This window comes from Campylobacter concisus (assembly GCF_001891085.1).
Lineage (GTDB): Bacteria > Campylobacterota > Campylobacteria > Campylobacterales > Campylobacteraceae > Campylobacter_A > Campylobacter_A concisus_O.
The window spans coordinates 30,311-56,668 of sequence record NZ_JXUP01000012.1 but is presented as its reverse complement, the minus strand read 5'-3'; the positions used below and the strand labels follow the sequence as shown (position 1 = coordinate 56,668).

Annotated in this window: 26 protein-coding genes; 14 read left to right on the top strand and 12 right to left on the bottom strand. The window is 38.1% G+C overall.

Translation table 11 applies throughout. From position 1 onward, the window contains the following. Positions 1 to 19: 19 nt before the first annotated feature. The 3 genes from TH67_RS09760 to TH67_RS09750 form a co-directional block, all read right to left on the bottom strand. Complete coding sequence (locus tag TH67_RS09760; protein ID WP_072595397.1) at positions 20 to 1,351, bottom strand: acetyl-CoA carboxylase biotin carboxylase subunit; 1,332 nt, start codon at positions 1,349 to 1,351, stop codon at positions 20 to 22. Beyond that, on the bottom strand, positions 1,351 to 1,803 hold the full coding sequence (accB, locus tag TH67_RS09755; RefSeq protein WP_072595396.1) for an acetyl-CoA carboxylase biotin carboxyl carrier protein: 453 nt from the start codon (positions 1,801 to 1,803) through the stop codon (positions 1,351 to 1,353). Before accB ends, TH67_RS09760 begins: the two co-directional genes overlap by 1 nt. 109 nt (positions 1,804 to 1,912) lie before the next feature. Next, entirely contained in the window at positions 1,913 to 2,755 is an 843-nt protein-coding gene (locus TH67_RS09750; RefSeq protein WP_072595395.1) for a DUF3737 family protein, read from the bottom strand. Between the two features lie 118 nt (positions 2,756 to 2,873). On the opposite strand from TH67_RS09750, the gene dcd reads away from it, so the two are divergent. The 8 genes from dcd to TH67_RS09710 all read left to right on the top strand — a co-directional run bounded on the left by dcd (position 2,874) and on the right by TH67_RS09710 (position 10,806). After that, positions 2,874 to 3,434, top strand: a complete 561-nt coding sequence (gene dcd / locus TH67_RS09745; protein WP_021091674.1) for a dCTP deaminase — start codon at positions 2,874 to 2,876, stop codon at positions 3,432 to 3,434. Between the two features lie 217 nt (positions 3,435 to 3,651). Next, on the top strand, positions 3,652 to 4,647 hold the full coding sequence (gene pseB / locus TH67_RS09740; protein ID WP_072595394.1) for a UDP-N-acetylglucosamine 4,6-dehydratase (inverting): 996 nt from the start codon (positions 3,652 to 3,654) through the stop codon (positions 4,645 to 4,647). Beyond that, positions 4,644 to 5,756: a UDP-4-amino-4,6-dideoxy-N-acetyl-beta-L-altrosamine transaminase gene (gene pseC, locus TH67_RS09735; RefSeq protein ID WP_072595393.1), complete on the top strand. Its 1,113-nt coding sequence runs from the start codon at positions 4,644 to 4,646 to the stop codon at positions 5,754 to 5,756. The genes pseB and pseC overlap by 4 nt, the downstream gene beginning before the upstream one ends. Positions 5,757 to 5,759: 3 nt before the next feature. After that, positions 5,760 to 6,437, top strand: coding sequence for a pseudaminic acid cytidylyltransferase (pseF, locus tag TH67_RS09730; RefSeq protein WP_072595392.1), 678 nt, complete (start codon positions 5,760 to 5,762; stop codon positions 6,435 to 6,437). Beyond that, on the top strand, positions 6,438 to 7,310 hold the full coding sequence (gene pseG, locus TH67_RS09725; protein ID WP_072595391.1) for a UDP-2,4-diacetamido-2,4,6-trideoxy-beta-L-altropyranose hydrolase: 873 nt from the start codon (positions 6,438 to 6,440) through the stop codon (positions 7,308 to 7,310). Beyond that, on the top strand, positions 7,295 to 7,753 hold the full coding sequence (gene pseH / locus TH67_RS09720) for a UDP-4-amino-4,6-dideoxy-N-acetyl-beta-L-altrosamine N-acetyltransferase (protein WP_072595390.1): 459 nt from the start codon (positions 7,295 to 7,297) through the stop codon (positions 7,751 to 7,753). The genes pseG and pseH overlap by 16 nt, the downstream gene beginning before the upstream one ends. Before the next feature lie 3 nt (positions 7,754 to 7,756). Then, positions 7,757 to 8,788, top strand: a complete 1,032-nt coding sequence (gene pseI / locus TH67_RS09715) for a pseudaminic acid synthase (protein WP_072595389.1) — start codon at positions 7,757 to 7,759, stop codon at positions 8,786 to 8,788. Beyond that, positions 8,785 to 10,806 (top strand): motility associated factor glycosyltransferase family protein, encoded by a 2,022-nt coding sequence (locus TH67_RS09710; protein ID WP_072595388.1) that lies wholly within the window; start codon positions 8,785 to 8,787, stop codon positions 10,804 to 10,806. Before pseI ends, TH67_RS09710 begins: the two co-directional genes overlap by 4 nt. Before the next feature lie 313 nt (positions 10,807 to 11,119). Here the strand turns inward: TH67_RS09710 and TH67_RS09705 are convergent, their stop codons facing one another. Next, complete coding sequence (locus TH67_RS09705) at positions 11,120 to 12,625, bottom strand: flagellin B (RefSeq protein ID WP_072595387.1); 1,506 nt, start codon at positions 12,623 to 12,625, stop codon at positions 11,120 to 11,122. 191 nt (positions 12,626 to 12,816) lie between these two features. On the opposite strand from TH67_RS09705, the gene topA reads away from it, so the two are divergent. From topA to crcB, 3 genes are all read left to right on the top strand, one after another. Beyond that, positions 12,817 to 14,931: a type I DNA topoisomerase gene (topA, locus tag TH67_RS09700; RefSeq protein ID WP_072595386.1), complete on the top strand. Its 2,115-nt coding sequence runs from the start codon at positions 12,817 to 12,819 to the stop codon at positions 14,929 to 14,931. Between the two features lie 596 nt (positions 14,932 to 15,527). Further along, positions 15,528 to 16,367 carry a biotin synthase gene (locus TH67_RS09695; protein ID WP_072595385.1) on the top strand — a complete coding sequence of 280 codons (840 nt, stop codon included), beginning with the start codon at positions 15,528 to 15,530 and terminating at the stop codon, positions 16,365 to 16,367. Next, the gene (gene crcB, locus TH67_RS09690) at positions 16,367 to 16,720 is read left to right on the top strand and encodes a fluoride efflux transporter CrcB (RefSeq protein ID WP_072595384.1); all 354 of its coding nucleotides are present in this window, start codon (positions 16,367 to 16,369) and stop codon (positions 16,718 to 16,720) included. Before TH67_RS09695 ends, crcB begins: the two co-directional genes overlap by 1 nt. Positions 16,721 to 16,801: 81 nt before the next feature. On the opposite strand, the gene TH67_RS09685 is transcribed toward crcB, so the two are convergent. Beyond that, positions 16,802 to 17,284, bottom strand: a complete 483-nt coding sequence (locus tag TH67_RS09685) for a hypothetical protein (protein WP_072595414.1) — start codon at positions 17,282 to 17,284, stop codon at positions 16,802 to 16,804. Between the two features lie 117 nt (positions 17,285 to 17,401). Between TH67_RS09685 and TH67_RS09680 the strand changes: the two genes are divergently transcribed. Genes TH67_RS09680 through TH67_RS09670 form a run of 3 tightly spaced genes read left to right on the top strand, consistent with a single transcriptional unit; the run spans position 17,402 to position 20,654 of the window. Continuing rightward, positions 17,402 to 18,565 carry a cation:proton antiporter gene (locus TH67_RS09680; protein WP_072595383.1) on the top strand — a complete coding sequence of 388 codons (1,164 nt, stop codon included), beginning with the start codon at positions 17,402 to 17,404 and terminating at the stop codon, positions 18,563 to 18,565. A gap of 2 nt (positions 18,566 to 18,567) precedes the next feature. Further along, positions 18,568 to 19,845, top strand: coding sequence for a citrate synthase (locus TH67_RS09675; protein ID WP_072595382.1), 1,278 nt, complete (start codon positions 18,568 to 18,570; stop codon positions 19,843 to 19,845). Continuing rightward, entirely contained in the window at positions 19,842 to 20,654 is an 813-nt protein-coding gene (locus TH67_RS09670) for a 3'(2'),5'-bisphosphate nucleotidase CysQ family protein (protein ID WP_072595381.1), read from the top strand. Before TH67_RS09675 ends, TH67_RS09670 begins: the two co-directional genes overlap by 4 nt. Here the strand turns inward: TH67_RS09670 and TH67_RS09665 are convergent. From TH67_RS09665 to TH67_RS09635, 7 genes are read right to left on the bottom strand one after another with little or no spacing between them, the layout of a single operon-like run. Further along, positions 20,651 to 22,207 (bottom strand): class I SAM-dependent methyltransferase, encoded by a 1,557-nt coding sequence (locus TH67_RS09665; RefSeq protein WP_072595380.1) that lies wholly within the window; start codon positions 22,205 to 22,207, stop codon positions 20,651 to 20,653. The genes TH67_RS09670 and TH67_RS09665 overlap by 4 nt on opposite strands. 8 nt (positions 22,208 to 22,215) lie before the next feature. After that, a complete protein-coding gene (locus TH67_RS09660; protein WP_072595379.1) occupies positions 22,216 to 22,713 on the bottom strand; it encodes a redoxin family protein in 498 nt (165 codons plus the stop codon). Between the two features lie 47 nt (positions 22,714 to 22,760). Further along, positions 22,761 to 23,438: a molybdate ABC transporter permease subunit gene (gene modB, locus TH67_RS09655; protein ID WP_072595378.1), complete on the bottom strand. Its 678-nt coding sequence runs from the start codon at positions 23,436 to 23,438 to the stop codon at positions 22,761 to 22,763. Next, a complete protein-coding gene (locus TH67_RS09650) occupies positions 23,435 to 24,292 on the bottom strand; it encodes a sulfate/molybdate ABC transporter ATP-binding protein (RefSeq protein WP_072595377.1) in 858 nt (285 codons plus the stop codon). Before TH67_RS09650 ends, modB begins: the two co-directional genes overlap by 4 nt. Continuing rightward, positions 24,289 to 24,684: a TOBE domain-containing protein gene (locus TH67_RS09645; protein WP_072595376.1), complete on the bottom strand. Its 396-nt coding sequence runs from the start codon at positions 24,682 to 24,684 to the stop codon at positions 24,289 to 24,291. The genes TH67_RS09650 and TH67_RS09645 overlap by 4 nt, the downstream gene beginning before the upstream one ends. Next, a complete protein-coding gene (gene modA / locus TH67_RS09640; protein WP_072595375.1) occupies positions 24,681 to 25,436 on the bottom strand; it encodes a molybdate ABC transporter substrate-binding protein in 756 nt (251 codons plus the stop codon). Before modA ends, TH67_RS09645 begins: the two co-directional genes overlap by 4 nt. Beyond that, positions 25,437 to 26,219 carry a TOBE domain-containing protein gene (locus TH67_RS09635; protein WP_072595374.1) on the bottom strand — a complete coding sequence of 261 codons (783 nt, stop codon included), beginning with the start codon at positions 26,217 to 26,219 and terminating at the stop codon, positions 25,437 to 25,439. Between the last annotated feature and the right edge of the window lie 139 nt (positions 26,220 to 26,358).

Genomic DNA, 26,358 nt, shown 5'->3' with positions numbered 1-26,358 from the left:
AAATCCTGACTTAAAAATTTTAGTGTCTTGAAAGATAATTTGTATCGTAGTTATTGCTTAAAAAGTCTTTGTTTTCCATCATAGCGATGTGAAAATCTTTTGTTGTTTTGATGCCATTTATTATGAGTTGATCAAGAGCTACTTTCATCTTATGGATCGCCCTATTTCTATCAGTATCCCAAACCACGAGTTTGCCGATCATACTATCGTAATACGGCGGTATAGAGTAGTCTTGATAGATATGGCTATCCATTCTTACATTGCGGCCACCTGGGCAGACATATTTTGTGATCTTGCCAGGACACGGCGTAAATGTATTTGGATCTTCAGCTGTTATCCTGCATTCGATCGCATGACCTTTTAGCTCGATGCTCTCTTGTGATGGTAGTGCCTCGCCTTCAGCCACTTTTATCATAAGCTCGATGATATCAAGTCCGCTTACCATTTCGCTCACTGTATGCTCAACTTGAAGTCTTGTATTCATCTCGATGAAATAAAAGTCTAAATTTTTATCGACCAAAAACTCAAACGTACCAGCTCCCTCGTAGCCGATCGCTTTTGCCGCTTTTATGGCTGTTTCGTGAAGTCTCTCTCTTGTTTTTTCATCAAGTAAAATAGCTGGGCTCTCTTCGATCAGCTTTTGGTGGCGACGCTGCATGGAGCAGTCACGTTCGCCGATGTGAAGCACATTGCCATGGCTATCGCCAATTACTTGAACTTCGATGTGGCGTGGGTTTAGGATATATTTTTCCATATACATTGTGCCATCGCCAAATGCACTCATCGCCTCGCTCTCAGCAGACCAAAATGCTTTTTCTAAATCAGCCTCTTTTTCAACAACGCGCATACCGCGTCCGCCACCACCTGCCGCAGCTTTTAAGATGACAGGGTAGCCTATCTTTTTGGCTAGCTCTTTTGCAGCTTTTGTATCAGCCACAGCGCCGTCTGAGCCAGGGATGACTGGCACGCCAGCTCTTTGCATGACCTGTTTTGCCTTGCTCTTGTCGCTCATCAAAGCCATCGCAGCAACGCTTGGTCCTATAAATTTGATCTTGTGATGTGAGCAAATTTCAACAAAATTTTGATTTTCACTTAAAAAGCCATAACCAGGAAAAATAGCGTCTGCTTCGCTGATCTCAGCTGCACTTATGATAGCTGGGATATTTAGGTAGCTATCACTTGAACGCTCTTTACCGATGCAAATGGCCACGTCAGCGTATTTTACGTAAAGCGCGTCTTTGTCAGCGGTTGAATAAACCACAACGGCTTCTTTACCCATCTCCTTTATCGTTCGCAAAGCACGAAGAGCGATCTCACCGCGGTTTGCGATTAAAATTCTTTTTAATTCCATTAATTTTTCTCCACGCCAAATAACGGCAATCCAAACTCAACTGGCTGTCCGTCAGAGACTAGCATCTCAGTGATCTGGCAGTCAAATTCAGCCTCGATCTCGTTCATGATCTTCATAGCCTCGATGATGCCCACTACATCGCCTTTTCTCACTCTTTGACCTACTTTTACAAATGGTGCAGCGCCTGGGCTTGGAGCAGCGTAGAAAGTACCTACCATAGGAGATTTTATGCTATCTTTTGGCGAATTTGCAGCTGGTTTTACCTCTGAGCTAACGACAACATTTACAGGTGTTGGCGCTGGAGCTGCTGCTTGTACCGCTGGCTTTGCAGGCGCGCAATAATCAGCAAATTTCTCTACCTCGACCTCAAAATCACCACTTTTTATCTTGATATGATTCATCTCCATACCATTAAAAAATTCGATAAGCTCTTTTATATCTTCTTTTTTCATAGAAAATTCTCCTAAATTTTTATATAAGCGTCTAATTGTAGCGAAAATTAGATAAAAAATTTTTTTATGAAGCAAAAACGAGAACTCAAAGTTACTCTTTTTTACTAAGTTATTTTTCAGTAATAATTATCTTAATGCCTTTAGTATCCACTAAATTTTCATCGATGATGATCTCATCTATCTTTGCTGCCCTTATCACGCCACTTTTTGGATTTTTTATACTTTTTATCGCTCCACTTGTGCTTACATCGACACTTGAATATTCAAACGCAAGACTCGTATCCATAAAAATGCAATCTTTTACGACCAAATTTTCCACGTAACAAAGTGCTTGCAAGCTCTTTATCGTGCAGTTTATAAGCGTCACATTTTTTGAGCTCCAAGCCAGATATTCGCCTGAGATGAGGCAGTTTTGTGCGGTCACATTTTCGCAGTTCCAAAAAGCATCTTTTGAGATAAGTTTTGAGTTTGTGATATGAACATTTTTACAACCATCAAAGCAGTAGTTTCCATCTAAATTTAGCCCATCGATCTCTAAATTTTCGCTATTTGCCCCAAAGTAATCGCCCCTGGCAAAGACATTTTTTATCTTCACATCCGTGCATCCCCAAAGTGTTTCACTAGCATCTGAAAAATTTATATTTTCTAGCGAAATTTGCGAGCTTTTTCTAAAGCTTTTTGGAGCGTTGATGAGCGCGTCTTTGAAGCTTAAATTTGCACTGTACCACATGCCAGCTCTTGCTAGAGACTCCAAGTATCCGCCATTTAGCGTGACATCGCTTGCGTACCAAAGTGGATATTTGTAGGCAAAAACGCACTCATTTAGCTTTAAATTTGAGCTATGCTTTAGCGGCGACTCGCCATCTTCAAAGATACAGTTTGTAAAATTTACACTTTTTGCCCCAAACATCGCACGCTCGCCAGTAAAAATTTCTGCATTTTTCTCTTGCATTTTTGTCCTTTATTAATTTTTGCTGTTAAAATTATACTAATTTTCATCTAATTTATTCGCTTTATTAAATTTACTTTAAAGACGCAAAGCGTTATAATCGCCCAAAAAAGGAGCAAAAATGGGTTTAAAGTCAGATTCTTGGATAAGAAAAATGTCGGTTGAGAAAAATATGATAGTGCCGTTTGCCGAGGAGCAAGTGGGTCGTGGCGTCGTTAGTTACGGCGTTTCTAGCTACGGCTACGATATCCGCGTTGGTGATGAGTTTAAAATTTTTACAAACATCGGCGGAACTGTGGTCGATCCAAAAAATTTCGACGAAAAAAACGTAGTAGATTTTAAAGGCGACGTCTGCATCGTACCGCCAAATTCTTTTGCTCTAGCGCGCACGATCGAGTACTTTAACATGCCTGATAATGTTCTAGCGATCTGCCTTGGCAAGAGTACATACGCAAGGTGTGGCATCATCGTAAATGTGACACCTTTTGAGCCCGGATTTAAGGGGCACATCACGATAGAAATTTCAAACACGACGCCACTTCCTGCAAAAATTTATGCGAACGAAGGCATCGCACAGGTGCTATTTATCGAGGGTGACGAGCCTTGCGAGGTAACTTATGCTGATAAAAATGGCAAATACCAAGCCCAAGAAGGCATCACACTGCCAAGAATTTTGAAGTAATTTTATGCCTTTGCGACCTTGCAAAGGCTAAATTTTAAACACTACTTTTATGATTTCCTCTAAACATTAATTAAAATTTGACGAAATAGAATCTAGAAAGATAAAAAAATTTTTAATAAATTTTAAAACTTTGGTATAGCTTTTGCTTAAATTTTTATAAAATACAATTTAGATTTAGCTATTTATACCCCAAAAATAGTTAGTAAAGGGCGCAATAATGTTTAATGATAAATCAATACTAATCACCGGCGGAACAGGAAGTTTTGGTAAAAAATACACCGAAATTTTGTTAAAAAAATACAAGCCAAGAAGGCTAGTTATCTACTCACGCGACGAGTTAAAGCAATACGAAATGGCTCAAGTCTTTAAAGATAAAGCGATGCGTTTTTTCATCGGCGATGTGAGGGACTATAAGCGCTTAAGAACCGCGATGAACGGCATAGACTACGTCATCCACGCAGCTGCGATGAAACATGTACCAATAGCAGAATATAACCCAATGGAGTGCATAAAAACAAACATAGATGGCGCTCAAAACGTCATCGACGCCTCTTTGGAGTGTGGCGTTAGTAAGGTCATCGCTCTCTCAACCGACAAAGCTTGCAATCCTGTAAATTTATACGGGGCCACAAAACTGGCCAGCGATAAACTCTTTGTTGCTGCAAATAACATTGTTGGAGATAAAAAGACAAGATTTAGCGTCGTAAGATATGGAAACGTCGTTGGCTCTCGTGGCTCAGTCGTACCGCTATTTAAAAAGATGATCGCGCAAGGCGAAAAAGAGCTTCCTATCACGCATGAGAAGATGACTAGGTTTTGGATCACACTTGAGCAAGGGGTAAATTTCGTCCTTAAAAACTTTGAGAGGATGAAAGGCGGCGAAATTTTCATACCAAAGATACCATCAATGACGATGATGGATCTTGCAAAAGCCCTTGCACCAGACCTTGGCGTCAAGATCATAGGCATTCGCCCAGGAGAAAAGATGCATGAGATGATGATCTCAAGAGACGACGCACATCTTACATACGAATTTGATGATTACTACGTTATTAGTCCGTCTATTCAGTTTTTAACAGCGCAAGACTTCTCGACAAATGCTCTTCATCAAAAGGGCAAACCAGTGAGCGAGGACTTTGAATATAGCTCAAATACAAATAAAATTTGGCTCGATAGAGTAGGCCTTCTTGAGATGATAGGAGATGCTAAATGATCCCTTACAGCCGCCAGCAGATCACAGAAGAAGATATCAAAGTAGTAGCAGATGCGCTAAGAGACGACATCTTAACAGGTGGCCAAAAGGTCAGTAAATTTGAAGAGGAGCTAGCAAACTATGTTGGCGTAAAGCACGTGATCGCTATGAACTCAGCCACTTCAGCCCTTCACGTAGCCTATCTTAGCCTTGGCGTAAAGGCTGGCGATGAAGTGATCACGACGCCTATCACCTTTGCAGCCACTGCAAATGCAGCTTTGATGGCCGGAGCGCAGGTCAAATTTTGCGATATAAAAGCAAATGGCAACATCGATGAAGAGAAAATTCCAGCTCTTATCACGCCAAAAACAAAGGTGATAACTGCGGTTGATTACGGCGGTAACCCCGTGGAGCTAGATAAGATCATAAATTTAGCTAAAAAACACGGCATAAAAGTGATAGATGACGCCTCTCATGCCCTTGGTAGCGTGCAAAACGGCGTAAAAGTGGGCATTAAGGCTGATATTAGTATATTTAGCTTTCACCCTGTAAAGCCTATCACCACACTTGAGGGTGGCGCGCTTGCTACAAACGACGATGAGCTAGCAAGGCTAGCAAGGCTATATAGAAGCCACGGCATCGCTAAAACAAAGCTTTGGGATAGCGACATGAGCCTGCTTGGATATAACTACAGGATCACAGACGTGGCCTGCGCTTTGGGGCTTAGCCAGCTAAAAAGGCTAGATGGCTTTATTGCCAAAAGAAACGAGATAGCTAAATTTTATGATGAGAAATTTAGCGGGTGTGAATATCTTAAAACTATAAAAATCCCAGCAAATACAACTAGCTCAAGGCACCTATATCCAGTGCTTTTGGATGAGAAATTTTGGGATAAAAAAGAGCAAATTTTTGAAGCACTTTTGCAAAAAGGCGTTGGCGTACAGGTGCATTATAAGCCAACATATAAATTTAGCTTTTATAAAGCGCTACTTGGCGAAATTTCGCTGCCAAATGCGGAGAAATTTTATAGCGCCGAGCTTAGTATCCCATGCCACCATGGTATGAGCGTGGATGATGCTAAATTTGTTGCAAGCACGCTTTTTGATGTGCTAAAAAGCTTTAGCGAGTAAAAAATGATCTGCATCATACCAGCAAGAGGCGGCAGTAAGAGAATACCTGGCAAAAATATAAAAGACTTTTTAGGCAAGCCATTAATCGCATATAGCATCGAGGCTGCGTTAAATTCTAAAGTTTTTAGCGAAGTGATCGTAAGCACCGATGATGAAATGATCGCAAATGTGGCTAGAGAATTTGGAGCTAGCGTGCCATTTTTTAGAGATGCGAGCCTAAGCGATGACTACGCGACAAGCACTGACGTGGTAAAAGACGCGATAAGGCGCGTAAATTCTGACTTTGACGTCTGCTGCCTTTACGCGACAGCACCACTCATAACGGCTGAAATTTTAAAAGAGGCCGCAGGAGAGTTTAAAAAGCAGGAGTGTAAATTTTTATTTTCAGCGACTGCGTTTGATTTCCCTATACAAAGGGCTATAAAACTTGATGAAAATGCTAGAGTTAGCATGTTTTATCCGCAGTTTGAAAAGACACGCTCACAAGATCTTGAGCCTGCGTTTCATGACGCTGGGGCATTTTATTTTGGCAAAAAAGAGGCTTGGCTGGAGTGCAGTGCTTTGTTTGCGCCACATTCAAAAGCATATTTGCTGCCAAGAAATTTAGTCTGTGACATCGACACGCTAGAGGATTTTGAGTTTGCTAAAAAGCTTTATTTGATAAATAATGGAAAGATCTGATTGAAAGAATTTAAAGGACTCCCCTTGCTAAAAACGCTCGTGCGCGCTGATAGTAGCAGCAAGATAGGGCATGGGCACATCAGGCGAGACCTTTTGCTTGCTAAAAAATTTAGTAACATCTCATTTGCGTCTTTGAGGCTAGATGGTGACATTTTTGATGAGATAAACTACCCCAAATTTACCCTAAGAAGTGGCGAGATAGATGAGCTTTGCGAGCTTATAAAAGATAATAAATTTGAGCTTCTTATCATCGACCACTACGGCTTTAGCTTTGAAAACGAAAGAGCTATAAAAGAAAAAACTGGCGTTAAAATTTTATCATTTGACGACACTTATGAAAAACATTGCTCAGACTACATTTTAAACGTAAATTTATATGCGCAAAAAGCAAGATATGAAGGGCTGGTAGAAAAAGGCTGCGGGGTATTTTGTGGGGGTAAGTTTTTGCTAGTTAGAGATGAGTTTTATGAAGAAGCGCAGGCAAAAAGGGAGAAAATTTACGACTACGCTATCATTCTTGGAGGCACTGATATTTCAGGGCTAAGCGCTAAAATTTCAGAAAAACTGCTTCTTAAAAAGCTAAAAACAGCCGTCATAACAACTAGCGGAAATAAAAACTTAAGCGTTCTAAAAGAGATATCTAGTAAAAACGAAAATTTTAGCCTTTTTGTGGATAGTAAAAACGTAGCAAAGCTCATGAACGAAGCCAAAATGCTCATCATAACAGCAAGCTCGCTTGTAAATGAAGCTTACGTTTTGGGAGCTAAATTTAAAGCCGTTTGCGTAGCTGATAATCAAAAAGAGATCTTTGCTTGGCTTAAAGAAAATGGCCATGAAGCCTACTGGGGAGATGAAATTTGCTTGAGCTTATAAATTTTACCTCGCTTAGTGGCGAGCAAAAGCTGATAGTCTTAAAGTGGCGAAACGATGAGCGTATAGCCAAATTTATGAAAAACAAAAGCGTTGGTAAAGAGGAGCATTTTGCTTTTTTAGAGAGATTAAAGAGCATTCAAGATAAGATCTATTTTCTAGTAAAAGATGAGAGCAAATTTATCGGAGTGATAAGCTTTGTTGATATAACGAAAGAAAGTTGCGAATTTGGTGTTTATAAAAACCCAGAGCTAAAAGGTGTGGGCAAAAAGCTGCTTGATCTCATAAAAGACTACGCTTTTTTTACGCTAAAGGTTAACTTGCTAAAGGCAAAAGCTTATAATAACAACGAAAAAGCACTCGCACTTTATAAAAATTTTGGCTTTAAGATTTATGCAAAAGATGACGAGTTTAGCTATCTTGAGCTTAAAAATAAAACGGACTAACGGATGAAAATAGGAAATTTTGATACAGACAAAAAGGTCTTTATAATAGCAGAGCTCTCCGCTAATCACAGCGGCAGCCTAAAAACGGCGGTAGATACGATAAAGGCAGCTAAGCGCGCTGGAGCTGACGCGATAAAGCTTCAGACATATACGCCTGATAGTTTGACTCTAAATTCGCACCTGGACGACTTTGTCATAAAAGGCGGACTTTGGGACAAGAGAAATTTATACGAGCTTTATCAAGAGGCGCTAACGCCAAGAGAGTGGCACGCTGAGCTTTTTAAAGTAGCAGAAGAAGAAGGGCTTATCTGCTTTTCAAGCCCATTTTGCAAGGACGACGCCAACTTCTTAGAGCAGTTTAACCCGCCAGCTTACAAGATCGCAAGTTTTGAGGTAACGGACTATGATTTTGTAGAGTTTATAGCTAAAAAAGGCAAGCCCATTATCATCTCAACTGGCATAGCCTATGAAGAAGAGATAAGAGATGTGGTGCAAATTTGTAAAAATGCAGGCAATAGCGATATTGCTCTTTTAAAGTGTACTTCAAGCTACCCAGCACCGCTAAATGGCATGAATTTACAAACGATAGCTGATATGAGAGAGAAATTTGGCGTAGAGGTCGGCTTTTCAGATCACACATTAGGTGTGACAGCTCCGGTTGTTGCGGTTAGTTTGGGTGCTAGGATAATTGAAAAGCATTTTATACTTGATAAAAGCGTAAAAAGCGTTGATAGCGCATTTAGCCTTGATGAGAGCGAATTTACTCTTATGACAAAATGCGTTAGAGAGGCTGAGGAGCTTTTGGGCGTGGTAAACTACGAGCTAGATGAAAAAGCGGTTTTAAACAGGAGATTTTCACGCTCGCTTTATGCAAGTGCAGATATAAAAAAGGGTGAAATTTTTAGCGAGCAAAATATAAGGAGCGTGCGCCCAGGATATGGCTTACACCCTAAATTTCTAAAAGAGCTGATCGGCAAAAAAGCAAAAAGAGATATAAAATTTAGCGAGAGATTAACAAAGGAGGATTTGATATGAACAATAAAAACGATAAGGCATCTAATAAAAAGGCAAAACCATCTAAAGATAATGTATCAAATATCCAAAATCCTATCTTTCAAAAAAATCTTCAAGCACTATTTCAACAAGATGAAATTCTAGCAGCAAGGCTTTGGTCTATTGCTGGTAATGAAGACTATGAAATTTTTATAGGAAAAGATCCAATTGATATAAATTTAATAAACAAGCATACTTTTAAATATATCTATGAAAATCCTGGAGCAGACATTTTAAAGCTACTTGAAGATATAGAAAGTGACTATAAACGTTATCCGATACTATTTTTTTATGGACTAGGCAATGGCGTACTCTATAAAGCATTAGCAAAAAATGAAACACACCAAAAAATCGTGGTCATAGAGCCAGAGATCGAGATCATATATCTTGTTTTAAACGTTATTGATCTATCAAGCGAACTAGAAAGTGGGCAGATAATACTTTTTTATTCAAAATTTGCAACCTATACACATTTTTATTATCTGGTTACAGAAGCAAAACTAAACTCATATGCAAAAACCTATGATAATCTTATGATTCATATGCCTTTTTATGATCAATTTGAAGAGGACTACATAAGAATAAATAAAGAGATTACAAGAGCATTTTCTCAAATAGTAGTTGCTCACGGCAATAGCATAGACGATCTTTTATTAGGCACAAGACAAAATTGTGAAAATTTAGTACCCATGATTAGCAATTATTGCTACACAAGTCTTGTTAAAAAAAGATATGGTCTTATGGATACAGCTATAATTGTATCAACTGGTCCAAGCCTAGATAAACAGCTTAATACACTTAAAAAATTTGCTCCATATGTTAGCATTATAAGCGTTGATGCCTCTTATCCAATCCTTGCAAGGCATGATATCAAGCCTGATTATGTAATGTCGATTGAAAGAATAGAACCAACTTCTAGTTTTTTTGAAAAAAAGCATCCAAACATTGATGATAATATACACTTTGTTGTTGCCTCAGTTACACACAAACAAACTATTAAAAACATCTTGCCAAGAAAACTAGTGCTAACCATGAGACCTCAACAAGAGGAGTATATGTTTGGTCTAAAAAGATATGGGTATTTGGGCGTAGGACATAGTTGTGCAAACATGGCCTACCAGCTAGCCTATGTCTTAGGACATAAAAATATCGTTTTCATAGGACAGGATCTAGCATTTGGTAAAGATGGGGCGAGCCATGCAAAAGGTCACGCTTTTGCGCAAGCGGATGAAAATTTATATGTTAAAGCTTATGGCGGAGAGGGAGAGGTTAAAACAACGTATGTTTGGACTCTATTTAAAAACCAGTTTGAAAATGACATCGCCCAATCAAGCTTAGAGAATATAAAATCATATAACTGTACCGAAGGTGGTGCTAGAATAGAAGGAACTATAGAAAGGCCGTTTTTAGAAGTAATGTATGAGCTATGCAAAGACAAAGAGATTAAAAAACTGCCTAATATCAAAAAAGACAGTGAAACGACGGTAAATAAAAACCTTTTAAAAGCTTATAAAGTCATACTTGCAAAGATAAAAGCTCAAAGTGAAGTCAAACAACAAATAGAAAAAGTCTTTTTAGAAGTAGTGCCTAGTATAGATAAATTGCTTGAGCTCAATAAAGAAAATAAAATAGAAAAAAAGCACTTTGATGAGCTTCTTAAAATAACAAAAAAGATAGATAAACTAAAAGATGTAATCGCGAAACGTAATTATCAAAAATATGTAGATAATATATTGCAAATTTCAGTCTATTATCAAGAACTTGAGCTTGCAAAAATTTCTGTAGCGCCAAGTGACACAACTATCCAAAAAACTAATAAGCTTCTTATGTGGGTAAATATGCACAAATACTGGATGTTCTCCGCAGCTGGCGGACTAAATGCCGACATTGAAGTTACTAAAAAAGCTTCAAAAGCACTTGTTGCTGAGCTAAAAAAGAGAAAACTAATAACTAAAAACGAGATAGGAAAAGCAAAAGAAAATTTTATACTGAGTATATAAGCTAATTTGTAAATAGAATTATTTTACTTACAGTCTTTTTATTTGGCTTACTAGTTTTAGTAAGCCTCTATCACAATTATAAATTTATAACACAACCCATTATAAACCACTAGAGCAAAGATAAAATAGATACATTACTATTTATTTTAGTAGATAAAGCCCCAAAGTTAAACTCTGGGGCGTGGGTTTGCGTATTGTAAAAGCATTAACACTCTTAAGGCTTTGTTGCTGCGACAAAGCCTCTATCTAAAACCTTAATGAAACTATTGCAGTAGCTTCATTACGTTTTCGAGGAAACTTCACTCAGTTCCTACTATTGTAGAAGCTTCATTACGTTTTGTTGTACGCTGTTTGCTTGACTCATAGCATAAGCACCTGATTGAGCTAGGATGTTATGTTTTGAGAAGTTAGCAGACTCGCTAGCAAAATCAACATCTCTGATTTGAGATTCTGCTGATTTTACGTTAACTTGAGTTACAGTGATGTTATTAACTGTAGCTTGAAGTTGGTTTTGAACTGAACCAAGGTCTGAACGAACTTGATCTAGTGTTTTTTGAGCAGACTCAGCGATACTCATAACAGCCATCGCACCGCGAAGTGTCATAACACCAGCGGATTGAGCTACTGATAAAGCTCCACTCATTCTTTGGAAGCCCATAGCTGTTGCTAGGGTTTTATCTATTTGTCCTCTTATATCTCTTAGAGATACTGATTGTTGAGCACCACCATTAGCAGAGAATGCTAGCGATAGTTTAGCAACGCCACCAGCATTTAGCTTGATATCTCTACCATCAAGACGAACAAGGTTTAGTCTACCTACGAAACCGGTTAAAGATGTACCTTTAGCAGCTGCACCTTTACCGCCAAGACCCTTTGAGATGTCTTTACCAGAAGCTACGATAGCACGGCCATCACGGCTTGTTAATACCATTTTGCCTGTTTCAGCATCAACAGAAGCTTCAACACCAGTTTGATCTTTTACAGAGTTGATAGCATTTACAAGTGCACCGTTTGCATCATTTGCTTTAACTTCTAAGTCGCCAATTTTAACACCGTTGATTGTTAAAGACTGAATTAAACCACCGCCAATAGCAGCACTTGCTTTCCAAGTAACATCAGCTGTAGCTCTAACGCCTGTTCTATCAGCAACTTTGTTGATATTCTCAGCTAGGGCACCAAGACCTTTACCGATACCTGTTGAGATAGTAGCGCCTGTAACACCTACATCGTTTACACCATCAACGTTTAAGAATTTAAGGTTTACTTCACCCATAGCTGTAAGTAGTCTTGAACTCTCAAAACGTGTAAGACCGATCTTATCAGATGTAGTCGCACCAATACTTGCTTTAACAGTTTGGTTTGAGTAAGCACCTATTTGGAATTCTTTATTAGAGAATGTTCCGTTTAGTAGTTGCTGACCGTTAAATGAAGTAGTGTTACCGATATTATCAAGCTCTTCCATTAGACGAACGATATCAGCTTGCAATGCTTGGCGTGATTGAGTTGTTTGGCCGTCCTGAGCTGATTGAGTAGCTTTTGTCTTGATAGTATCAAGAATTTTTAGCTGCTCGTCCATAGCTTTATCGGCAACTTGAATGATACCAATAGCATCATTACCATTTGCAATAGCTTGACCTAAAGCTGAAGCTTGACTTCTTAAGCTATCTGCAATAGATAGACCTGAAGCATCATCTGCAGCTGTTTGAATCCTAAGACCTGAGCTAAGTTTGTTAAGTGACTTAGATAGGTCAGTGTTGTTGCTAACTGCGTTAGCGTGTGTGTTAAGTGCGTTTACGTTTGTGTTAATACGAAAACTCATTGTAAATCCTTTTAATTTTTTAGTTACGACTTCTTGTCGCACAAAAACTATATCGTGAAATTTTCTAAAAACTTTATAGGCATGAATGAAAAATTTTTAAAATAATGAAGACGGATTTGATTTTTTATGACTTGATACTTTAAAAATTATTTTTGCTACAATTACGCCAAAAAATCAAAGGCTATATATAAATGAAGAGCTTAATTATCGTAGAATCCCCCGCAAAAGCAAAGACAATAAAGAATTTCCTAGACAAAAATTACAACGTCATCGCCTCAAAAGGTCACATCAGAGATCTGCCAAAAACAAGCTTTGGCATCAAGATAGAGGATGATAAATTTACCCCAGAGTACCGCATCAGCAGTGATCACTCCGCTATTGTAAAAGAGATAAAAGAACTCGCCAAAGCTGCAGATGAAATTTACCTCGCGACCGATGAGGATAGAGAGGGTGAGGCGATCGCGTTTCATATCGCAAACGCCATCGGCAAAGAGCCAACCAGTCTACCTCGCATCGTCTTTCACGAGATCACCAAAAGCGCCATACAAAACGCTCTAAAAAGCCCAAGACACGTCGATATGAACAGCGTCAATGCCCAGCAAACAAGGCGCTTGCTAGACCGCATCGTTGGCTACAAGCTAAGCCCACTTTTAAATTTAAAGATACAAAAAGGCTTAAGCGCTGGACGTGTGCAAAGTGCAGCGCTAAAAATAATAGTTGACCGCGAGCGTGAAATTCAGGCGTTTAAGCCAGTTGAATACTACACTATTGACACCATTTTCAAAAAAGATTTAGACGCTGAGCTGGTTAAATTTGAAAACCAAAAGATCGAAAAGCTCACTATCCAAAACCCAGACCGCGCAAAATACATCATCGAAAATTTACAAAATGAGAAATTTAGCGTCCGTGAGATCGAGAGTAAAGATAGAAAGATACAGCCAAGCCCACCATTTATGACCTCAACTCTTCAGCAAAGTGCGAGCAACCGCCTTGGCTTTAGCCCTAAAAAGACAATGATGATCGCACAAAGCCTCTATGAAGGCGTACAAACAAACGAAGGCTTCATGGGTGCGATCACCTACATGAGAACGGATAGCTTAAATTTAGCCAAAGAGGCTGTCGCGGCCGCTAGAGAGCATATATTGCAAAACTACGGCAAAGAGTATCTGCCGGCCAAAGCGATAAGCTACACGACAAGCTCAAAAGGCGCGCAAGAAGCCCACGAAGCGATCCGCCCTACAAATTTAAACTTCACACCGCAAATTGCCGCTAAATTTTTAGAAAAAGACGCGCTCAAACTCTACACGCTCATCTACAATAGATTTTTAGCCTGCCAAATGAGCGCATGTGTGAGCCAAACGCAAAATGTCTATGTCGCAAGCGAAAAAGGCGAATTTAAAATAAGTGGCAGAAAGGTGCTATTTGACGGCTTTTACAAGGTTTATGGCGAGCTTGATAAGGATAAAATTTTGCCAAATTTAAAAAAGGGCGACGAGATGAGCTTGCAAAGCATAAAAAGCACGCAAAATTTCACCGAGCCACCAGCCAGGTACTCAGAAGCTGGACTTGTTAAGAAGTTAGAGAGTCTAGGCATCGGTCGCCCAAGTACCTATGCACCGACTATCACACTGCTAACTTCAAGAGACTACGTGAGGGTTGAGAAAAAGCAGCTCATACCAAACGAGATCGCATTTAGCATGATAGGCGTTTTGGAAGAGCACTTTAGCAATATCGTTGATAGCGAATTTACCTCACATCTTGAAGAAAAGCTCGATGAAATCGCGCTTGATAAGGCTGACTGGCAAAAGGTACTAAGCGACTTTTACTATCCATTTATGGAAAAAATAAGCGCTGGCAAAACTGGCATAAAAAGCCTAAAAACAGCCACTCCAATCGGCGAGAAGTGCCCAGAGTGTGGAAGCGAGCTAGTGCTTAGAAAGGGCAGATACGGCGAGTTTATCGCTTGCTCAAATTTCCCAAAATGCAAATACTCAAGAAACATCGCAAAAGATAATGAAAAGAGCGCAGAGACAGGCACTACTGGGGCAGCTAAGCCAAAACGCGAGCTTAAAAAGCTTGACGTACCATGTCCAAAATGCGGCGGCGAGATCGTCGAGAGATATAGCAGGCGCGGTAAATTTTACGGGTGTGCTAACTATCCAAAATGCGACTTCATCTCAAACTACGAGCCAGTTGAGCAAAAATGCGACGAATGTGGTGGCGATATGATAAAAAAAGAGCTTAAAAAAGGCACATTTATAGAGTGTACAAAGTGTAAGAAAAAGACTCTTATCTCTGAAAACTAAAAAATTCTAGCCAAATCTGAGCCCTTGAGCCTAAATTTGGCTTTTATAAATTTAGACTTTAAATGCCTGATATCACAGCTAAGCTTAGCCAGCATAAAGGGCAAAAACCTCGTCACCAACTACACTCAGTTAGAGGGTAGCTTCACATCGTAGCACCCACTTTTTGGACTTTTTGGCGAGCTTAGCGCTTTGCTAAATTTAAAAACTGGTCTTTTAAGAGAGAGCGGAAATTTATAAGAGAAAGTAATGTCATAAAATTTAAGCTTTTCGCATAGTTTTTAATAAATTTATATCGTGCTCATAAATTTTAAAATTTATCTGACACTTGCCATATATACGAACGCATGCAGTGCAAAATCGCTATCACATGCACTTCTAACATGCGAAGGACCTAGATGATTTAAAGGGGGATAAGGGGACGGCTCTTTGCTTCGCTAGCTCACAGCTACAAGTAAACCGTAACTCAAACCCCTTGTCCCCCTTTGAATAAAAATAAATTTATACATTTCATCAAACTTTTTTTGCAAATTCATAAACCATCCTACTTAAATTTTAAACCTATCAAAGCTATAATACGCCCCAAAAAAGGATGAAAAATGAAAACAATTATGCTCTGTGCGATATGTTCAGTCACTCAAGGAAACTGCGCCGAGGACTGCGCTTACTGCACGCAAAGTGCCAAAGCTGGCGCCGATATCTCAAAATTTAAAGAAAAAAGCGTGCAGCAGGTGGTGGACGAGGCCAAAATGGCTTATAAAAACCACGCTCTTGGATTTTGCTTAGTCACAAGTGGCGCTAGATTAAATGACAAAAAGACCGACTACATCGCATCTTTAGCAAGAGCTGTGAGCAAAGAAGTGCCAAATTTGATGCTCATCGCATGTAACGGCATGGCAACTTACGAGCAGCTTAGCGAGCTTAAAAAGGCTGGCGTTTTTAGCTACAACCACAACCTTGAAACAAGCCGAGAATTTTTCCCAAAAATTTGTAAAACACACACTTGGGACGAGAGATATCAGACAAATTTAGATGCAAAAAGAGCAGGTCTTATGCTTTGTACTGGTGGTATTTACGGCGTTGGCGAGAGTGAGGCTGATAGAGTGAGCTTTAGAGCTAGTCTAAAAGAGCTTGAGCCGTTTTCGTCACCGATAAATTTTTTCATAAAAAACGAAGCTCTAACTATTGATCTGCCTCCTCTTAGTACGAATGAAGCCCTAAAAATAGTGCGTGAGACCAAAAGAGATCTACCAGAAACTAGAGTGATGATAGCTGGCGGTAGGGAGAAAATTTTGGGTGATAGACAATACGAGATCTTTGAAAATGGCGCCGATGCGATCGTGATAGGCGACTACCTCACCGCAAAAGGCGAGAAAGCTAGCAAGGATATCGAGGAGCTTACAAAGCGCGGTTTTAGCTTCGCTAGTATCTGCCATTAATGCTTGCAAATTTACTTTTCGCAGGGCTTGGAGGCTTTATAGGAGCTGGATGCCGGTTTTTAGCTGGTGAGCTCCTAAAATTTAGCCACTTTCCGCTAACCATACTTGGCGTAAATGTGCTTGGCAGCTTCATTATCGGCATTTTGTTTTGTCTAAATTTAAGCCAAAGTGCGAGAGTATTTTTGGTCGTTGGTGTACTTGGCGGATTTACAACATTTTCAAGCTTTAGCCTTGATAGTGTGAAATTTTTACTAGAAGGCGAGCTGGTAAAAGGCTTTTTAAATATCTTTTTAAACCTTGTCCTTTGCCTACTTGCAAGCTATCTTGGCATTTTGCTTGGTAAGAGTTTATGAGAGTTTGCAAATTTAATAGAGTTTAAATTTTGCTAGATTTTCTTAATCGCATGCAGTGCAAAATACCACACATCCACCTTTCTACCTAGCTTCTACCTTTGGCATCTGAAGCATAAAATTTCTAGCTTCACTTAAAAGTACAGGCTTAAGCCCATCTACTAGAGTTTTTGGATCATAAATTCTCTCATATGAAAGTATTAAGACTCCATCATTTCTAAGTAAAAAGTGGATTATTTCTATATTTTTACTACTAGTTTCATCTTTTATAAGAGCTAAAATTTGATCATTCTCTTCACTATAAAGCACCTCTTTAGCCTCTTTTATCTTCTTTTTTAGCTCAGCAAGCATACTTTCACTTTTTATATTTTTGTCAAATTTCACTCTAAAGCTTACAAAATGCTCATCAAAATTTTCATTTTTTAGAAAGTAAAAGCTCTCATCTTTGGCTGTATTTTTCTTATAAAAAATGCTTCCATCAAATTTAAAACTTTGAACCAAACTTAGCTCATCCCCAAAGCCAAAAATTCCAAAAAACGTCAAGACAAAAAATAGAAATTTACGCATAAATTTACACTCCAAATTTTTAAAAATTTGTCGCCATTTTGCCCAAAAATCGCTTAGCTTAATCAAAAAATAACAAAGCTTTTTATACAATCAAACATTTTTATTTTAAGGATCTTTTTGCAGTTACATCAAGCTAGCGAGCTTAGTATTCTTGTCGTTTTGGCATTTATCGTCTTTGCTTCGCCTTATATTTCTAAAATTTTACGCATTCCTGTCGCTCCTGCTGAGATAATACTTGGAGCACTAGCTAGCTACATCGGGCTTGTCGGCGAAAATGAGATGTTTAAGCTAATTAGCGAAGTTGGTTTTTTCTTTTTGATGTTTCTAGCTGGCATGGAGATCGATCTTAGAATGCTTATAAACATTGACCGTAAAATTTTACGTCTGGGGCTTATCTATCTTGCCCTCATCTACTCGCTAGCAACCGCACTTACATTTAGTTTTGATCTTAGTTTGCTCTATATCATCATTATCCCGATAATGGCCGTTGGCATGATATTTACGCTATTTAAAGAGTATGGCAGAGATGTAAAATGGCTAAATTTAAGCATGCTTATTGCAACTATTGGCGAGCTTATAAGTATTACGCTTTTGACATTTATAGCAGCCTATTTGCAGTTTGGAGCTAGTATAAATTTATGGCTAACGATTGGCTATTTGATATTATTTTTAGCTATCAGCGTACTTAGCTTTAAAATTTTAGATGTGCTTTTTTGGTGGTATCCGGGACTTAAAGTGATCCTTATGCCACACTACGATAAGGATGAAAAAGATATTAGGCTAAGCATTGCTGTATTTTTTTCGATGATTGCACTTATGCTTTATTTAAATTTAGAAGTTGCCTTTGGTGCGTTTATCGCAGGTATGTTTATAGCAACATTTTTTGATCACAAAAAAGACTTACCGCACAAGCTTTCAAGCTTTGGATTTGGTTTTTTGGTACCGATATTTTTTATACACATAGGCTCAACTTTCAAGCTCTCAAGCCTAAGCTCAAATGAAGTGATAAAAGATGCTATTTTTATATTTTGTGCGATGCTTGCCACAAGGCTTTTCTCAAGTGTGTTATTTGTAGGAAAATTAGGATTTAAGGGGATATTTTTGTTTTCTCTCTCACAATCCATGCCGCTAACACTTCTAGTAGCAGTTGCTACTATCGCACACAGATCAGGTGAGATAAGTGACTATTCTTACTCATCTTTTATCCTAGCAAGCCTAGCTCAAGCTATAATAGGGACAATAATTATAAAATTTCTAATGCAATCAAGAAGTAAGGAGTAAAAATGTCATCAAATACAGCTACGCTAACTGATAACAGAACCGGCAAGAGTTACGAGTTTCCTATACTAAAAGGGACTATGGGACCTGATGTGATAGACATATCGACATTTTTTAGTGATACTGGAATGTTTACTTTTGACAGAGGTTATACTTCAACTGCGATGTGTCGCTCAGCGATAACTTATATAGACGGCTTGAAAGGCGAGCTAATGTATAGAGGTTACGATATCGCGTATTTGGCTGAAAATAAGACATTTTTAGACGTGGCATATTTACTCTTAAACAAAGAGCTTCCAACAAATGATCAGTATATAAATTTTAAAACCGAGCTTAAAAAAAGAAGTTTCATACATGAGGGCATGATGAAGCTATTTGATGCATTTCCAGACAAGGCGCACCCTATGGCGATCTTGCAAGCAGCAGTCTCAGCGCTAAGTGCTTTTTACTCAGACCACCTAAATATGGACAAGCCTGAAGAGTATCACGAAATGGCTATGCGTATCATCGCCAAGATCCCAACGATCGCAGCCTTTAGCTACCGCTACTCACGCGGTCTTCCTATCATCTATCCAAATTTAGATCGTGGCTTTACTGAAAATTTTCTCTATATGATGAGAGGCTATCCATACGAGCACGTCGATCTTAAACCTATCGAGATAAAGGCGCTTGACACGGTCTTTATGCTCCACGCTGACCACGAGCAAAACGCCTCAACGACTACCGTTAGGACTGTTGGCTCTACACACGCGCACCCATACGCATGTATAAGCGCAGGTATCGGCGCACTTTGGGGCTGGGCTCACGGTGGGGCAAACGAGGGCGTCATCCGCCAGCTTGAAGAGATCGGCTCGGTCGCAAACGTCGATAAATACATCGCTAGAGCAAAGGATAAGAATGATCCATTTAGGCTAATGGGCTTTGGTCACAGGGTCTATAAAAACTTTGACCCTCGCGCAAAGGTGCTTAAAAAGATGAGAGATCAGCTGATGGATGAGATCGGCATTAGCTCAGAGCTCATCAAGATCGCCAACCGCATCGAAGAGATCGCGCTAAATGACGACTACTTTGTAAGTAGAAATTTATATCCAAATGTTGATTTTCACTCAGGGCTCATCCTAAAAGCGCTTGGCATACCAAATAATATGTTTGCCGTTATCTTTGTCATCGGCAGGACGCCAGGCTGGATCAGCCAGTGGATCGAGCTAAAAGAGCAAGACACGATAAAGATCGTCCGCCCGAGACAGCTTTATGTTGGAGAGACAAACAGAACACCAAAATGAGTGAGCTTCTAAATTTAGCCATCAAAGCAGCCGTTAATGCTGGAGTGCAAATAATGAAATTTTACTCTGCAGATAATACGGCTCTTAAAGTCTGCCTAAAAGATGACAGCTCGCCACTAACTAGCGCTGATCTAGCTGCAAATGAAGCGATAATAAAAATTCTAAGCAAAAGCGGGATAAAAATTTGCTCTGAAGAGAGCATCTTGCAAGAGAGTGACAAAGATGAGTTTTGGCTCGTAGATCCTCTTGATGGCACGAAAGAATTTCTAGCTAGAAACGGCGAATTTTGCGTTTGCATAGCGCTTATAAAAAAAGCTAGACCAGTGCTTGGCGTGATATTTATCCCGGTTAGCAAAGAGCTTTTTTATGCTGATGAAAATGGCGCTTTTAAAGAAATTTTAGGTGACAATAATGAAATCATAAAGAGGATCGATCTAAATAAAAAAGATAAAAATTTAGACAATCTAATCTTTTCAAGCAGAAGAGGCGACGCCAAAGAGATAGAATTTATAGGACAGAGCTTAAATTTTGAGCAAAGGTGCATCGGCTCAGCTATAAAATTTTGCCGTTTGGTTGAATTTGGTGGAGCTTATTTGAGATTTGCCCCAAGCTACCTTTGGGACAATGCAGCAGGAGAGGCGCTCGTGAAATTTTGCGGTGGAAAAGTATTTGATGCTAATAGCGGCAAAGAGATGAGCTACGAGCTTGCTGATTTAAAAAGCCCATTTTTCATAGCTCTCTCAAAAAACACACTAAATCTAAAAGATAAAATCATACAACTATATAAGCAAAGTAAAATTAAACCTTAAATTTCTTCTAGTAGATAAAGCATGCTAGCTATTTTTGCTGTGCCTAGCACGTAGCTCATTATGTTTGCTGCGACTTTATCTTTTTTAAGCACTTTGCCATTTATATCAAATATATTTTCGTTGTTCTCTTTAATAAATTTTAAGGTTTTTGCTGCGACATCTTCTAAGCTATTTTTACCATCAAGCAATAAAAGTATGTAATAATCGATATTGTTAAGCTTCCTTGAGATGCTAAATTTATTAGCAAAAACAACATCGGCATTATTTTTATGATTTAAAAAATATCTTACATAATTTATTAAATTTTGACTAAGCCTTGAGTAGCCGGGCCTATACTCGATATTTTTTTGCTCATCTTTTAAGATCATTGCATCAGACGAGTTTGTTAAAATTCTTACAAAAGCGCTATAAACCATGAGCTTATCTTCTGGCAAAATTTCTAAAATCTGAGAAAGGTTTATGCTGGCTGGATACATCTTATAAAAGACCTCGCAAAGCCATGATATATCTTGTGGCATAGCACCATAACTATCTTGCCACTGGTTATCTTTCTTTATAAAATCTGCCACAACGTGAATTTTATTGATATCGCTTGGGCCTATTTGTTTATTGGCTATGCTCTCATAAGTTTTGCTATGGACTATTAGGCTTTGTCTAAAGACTTTGTTGCTAATCATATCCATGAATTGCTCTAGATCGATTCTGTCCTTAAACTTGTTATTTTTGTATTCATCTACTACGGCCGTGCCAACATCTGGGGTAAAAATATCATCAAGCGTATACTCACAAAGATAAGTAAGCTCATTTTTGGCAAGCATGGCATTAAAATCTTTAAAATAAAATGGATCATTTGTATATTCTAAAAACTCATGAGCTATGTAAAAGTCATCTTTTGAGAGCACATGTTCTGTTACAAAAAGAAGCATCTTAAGGGGTATTTTCCCCTCATAAATTTCTTCATCTCTTGTTAGCAAATATTCTTTATAGACTAAAAGTGCTTCTTTGGCTGCTTTTAACCTCTCTTGCATGCTCTCTTTATCTTTTGCAGCAAGTAGCATTATATCTCTTACGATGTCTTTTACTTTCCAGCCAGGATAAACATTATAAGAGATAAATGCCACGCCATTTGCACTTAAATTCTCTCTTACGACTTTTAATATAGCTTCTTTTACAAAGTCAGGCACCCAGCTAAAAACACCATGAGCGATGATATAGTCAAATTTCTCATCGCTTTTAAATTCGCAAATATCGCCGTGTATAAGCTCTAAATTTGTAAGCCCCATCTCTTTAACGATCTCTTGCCCTCGCCTTATCTGCTCGCCGCTAAGATCTATGCCAACTACTTTTGCATTTTTATTATTTACTGCAAATGGGATCAAATTTCCGCCAAAGCTACATCCTATCTCTAAAACTCTTGCATTTTCGCATGGCGGTGGAGTTATGCCAAGAAGTGTCGCACAAGCTTCAAGCCTATATGGCGATGATTGGGCAAAGGCTATTGATTTATAAGTTAGCTCATCATAAGACTTTTCGATTTTGCTATTTTGGCTCATTTTAGCTCCTAGTAGTCTTTTTCTTTGATTTTTTCTAGCATATTTTTAGCATCATTCTCAGGATCATCCACTATATATGCGCGCCTTATCTTGCCATCTTTTATGATGAGCGTTTGTCTAAAGTAAAATTTATGTCCATTTGATGCAGAAAAAACTGGAAGTTCAAGTGCTCTCTCAAGCATAAACTCACTATCGTTTAGAAACATGACTCCAGTTGAAGTCTCTTCTTGAAATTTCTTTTGAGCTGCGATATCTTGTGAGCTAATGGCCACTACCATGAAACCAAGATCGTTAAAATCTTTTAAAAATTTCTTATAGTTTATCGCTTGTTTGGTGCAGCCCTTCATGCCCGCAGTATTTTGCAGCTGCTCACTTAAAAGATTAAAGTCCTCGCCTATCTTTGGGTAGATAAAAATAACGCAGTCATGCGTTCTTGCAAAGGCGGAAAAATCAAATTCCTTACCGTCTAGTGTATTTAAATATATACTTGTAGGCACGTTTATCATACTTCATCCTTTAAAATTTTTACTATTATATCTTTATAAGCTTTGTCTTAAGCTTTTTTAGAATTTAAAAGATAAACTACGAAAAGAACAAAAAAGCTAATTATTAGCATCAAAAGTGCATAGATATGAGCCTTGGTGTAATCAAGCATTTCAACCGCTTCAAATATCGCAATGCTCGCAACCTTGCTCTCTCCAGCTACGCTACCGCCTATCATTAAAACAACACCAAACTCGCCCATAGTGTGAGCAAAACTAACGACAGTAGCTGTTAATAAATTTGATCTGATGCTTGGCAAAATCACCCTAAAAATAGTCGTGAGCTTATTTTTACCAAGACTATAACTCGCTTCAAAAAGGCTCTTTTTTAGGCTATTTAGCCCAGCATAAATCGGCCCAAACATAAATGGCAATGAATAGATACAACTTGCCACAACAAGACCTGTGAAGTTAAAAACAAGCCTAACTCCAAAAATTTCTTCAATAAATTTACCAAAGGCCGAATAAGGCGAAAGAAAAATGAGCAGATAAAAGCCAAGAACACTTGGCGGCAAAACCAAAGGCAGTGAGATTATTGACTCTAAAAATGATTTGCCAAAGAATTTTTTCTGCGACATAAAATATGCAAGTGCAATGCAGGCAAAAAATAAAATAAAAGTTGTTATAAAAGATAATTTTAGTGATAGCCAAAATGGCTCGTAATCGATACTTCTTAACTCGTCTATCATGCTTTTTCCAAATTTACACTAAATGCTTTTGTGCTAACTACTACCATATCGCCTGCTTTTAGATTCATTGCTTCGCTACTACTTAGCACCACTTCACAGATTTGGCGGTTTATTAATACATTTGCCACGTAAATAGCATCACGTTTTTTTATCTCTAAAATTTTAGCATTAAAGGCAAATTTCTGCGATCCTGCACTCTTTAAAAATATCTCATTTGCACTACCTGATCTTGAAATTTTGCCGTTTTCAAGGACAAAGACTTTATTGCAAAGCTTATAAATTTCAGCGATATCATGGCTTACTAAAATAATGCTCATCTTAAACTCATCATGAAGTGCTAGCAAATAGTCTTGAAGTTTCTCACGCATGGCATTATCAAGCGCACTTAACGGCTCATCAAGTAGTAAAATTTCAGGCTTTCTCATGACCGCACGAGCTAAAGCAACACGTTGTTTTTGGCCGCCAGAAAGAGTGCTAATTTTTGCATTTTTTAGGCTTGTTAGGCCACAAATATCAAGAAGTTTATTTGCTAGAGCTAGATCGTTTTTTGCAAAGAGTAAATTTTTAAAGACATTCATATTTTCAAAAAGTGCGTAGTCTTGAAATAAAAAGCCGATATTTCGCTTTTGTGGAGCCAAATTTGTCTTTTCATCAAAGAAGATTTTATCCCCAACTCTTATAAAGCCACTTTGTGGTGCTTCAAAGCCAGCGATCAAGCGTAAAATGGTGGTCTTTCCGCCACCGCTTGCTCCATAAAGTGCGACAAAATCACCACTTTCAAAGCTAAGGTCGGCCTCAAGTAAAAATTTTCCGCCACCGCCATTTAGCTCTTTTTTACAAGAAATTTCTATCATTTTTGTGTACTTATGTGAATGCTTGTAGATTTTATATAGGCAAAGACTTCATCGTTTTCACCTATGTTCATAGTTTTTAATGCGTGATTTGAGATAATAGCTTCGAAGTAAATTCCGCCACACTTTAAGCTAATAACACTTAAAATTTCACCAAAATTTATAGCTTCAATCACGCACTTTAGCTCGTTTTCAAGCGAGCTATTGCTTAGTTTGTCTTTTGCCAAGATAACATCGGAGCTTTTAAAACCTAAGTCGATCTCATCATCTAAGGCAAATTTGCTAGCCTCATTCAAGACTAGCATAAATAAATTCGCCTCTAAATTTAGACCCTTTAGCTCAAATAAGCTAACGTCATCTTTAGTTAAAATTCCAACGATCTTTGCTCTTATCATTTAGCTGGAACGTTGTAACCAAATTTCTTGAAAATTTCTCTTGATTTATCACCTAAGATAAACTCATAAAATGCTTTTGCATCATCATTTTTTTCAGCATGTTTTAGAAGAACGATACCTTGATCGATCGGAGTGTATAGCTCTTGTGGAACAAAGATGTAATTAACGCCCTCTTTGTATTTTGACATTTTCTCATCAAAAAGTGCACTAGCAGCGATAAAACCTACATCAGATGCACTTAGCGCCTGAGATAGAGTTTCAGAAATTTTTTGAGCATAGACGATATTTTTTTCTACTTCATCATAAAGTTTTGCATTTTTAAGAGCCTCTATACTAGCTTTGCCGTATGGTGCGGTTTGTGGATTTGCGATAGAGATCGCTTTTAAGCCACGAACAACTTCGATACCTTTTTTGAAATCAACATCTCTGATAGAAAAAATAGCAACAGCGCCTTGTGCATAAACTTTTGGAGCAGCTACTGCAAAGCCTGTATCATAAGCTTTTTGCGCAAAGCCCATATCAGCAGCCATGAATATATCAGCTGGAGCTGAGTTTTGGATCTGAGTAACAAGACCACCACTTGCACCAAGGGTTAAGTTGATCTTTGCGTTTGGATGAAGCTTATTGAACTCTTTTATAAGCTCTGGAAATGCGTATGTTGTGTTTGCTGCTGCATATACATTTACTTCAGCGCCAAATGCATTTATGGCAAGCAAAGCTGTCACACATAAAAATTTAAAAACTTTTCTCATTTAAACTCCTATAATGATTTGAGATGATTTTACTATTGCTAAAAGTGTATCGCCAACACCTATTTTCATCTGGATAGCACTATCTTTTGTGATGATAGCAGTTAAAGTCTGTTCATCGCTTAGTTTTAAAGTGATTTCAGCATTTACAGCACCTATCTTTGCTTCGATCACCTCGCCTTTTAATTGATTTTTTGTGCTTATTTTTATATCTAGATCCTTAGCCAAAATGACAGCTGGAGCTTTAAAAATATAAATAACTTTTTGTCCAACTTTTAGGCCTAAATTTTTCTCACTCTCGACTGTAATGTTTGACTCAAGCGTACAGCCATTACTTAGTTTTGCAACTATTTGAGAATTTACCGCACCGCGGTTTATGCCAATAATCTCACATGAGAGCTGATTTCTGGCACTTAAGTTCATATTCATTCTTTGAAGATTTATAATATCTACATCCTCAAAATCTACTTTTTGACAAATTTTTTGCAAAAAATCCTTTTGAGTCTCAAGAATGGCATCATAAATTTTTATCAGTTTATTGGCATACTCGCTTAGTTCAGAGCCACTATTTTTTTTATTTCCATCAGCTCTAATAATAAGCGGCTTGCTACTTTTATTATTTATCGTATCAAGGCAGTCCCAAGCATTTTTATACGATATACCAACCAATTCCGCTGCTTTTGTGATACTTTTTGTCTCTTTTATGGCCTTTAATAATGTAATATGTTTAGCTAAAACCTGTGTATCTTCGCCTAAAAATAGTTCTAAATTTATATCTGCTTTCAAAATTTTTACCTTTACTATATTAGAGAATAATTTGTGAAGTATATCTAATTATATTAATCCTTAAGCTTAAAGATTTAAGCCAATTTATAAATTTCTCTTAATTTCTTGTAAAGTTTTTAAAAGATAAAATCGAGCTACA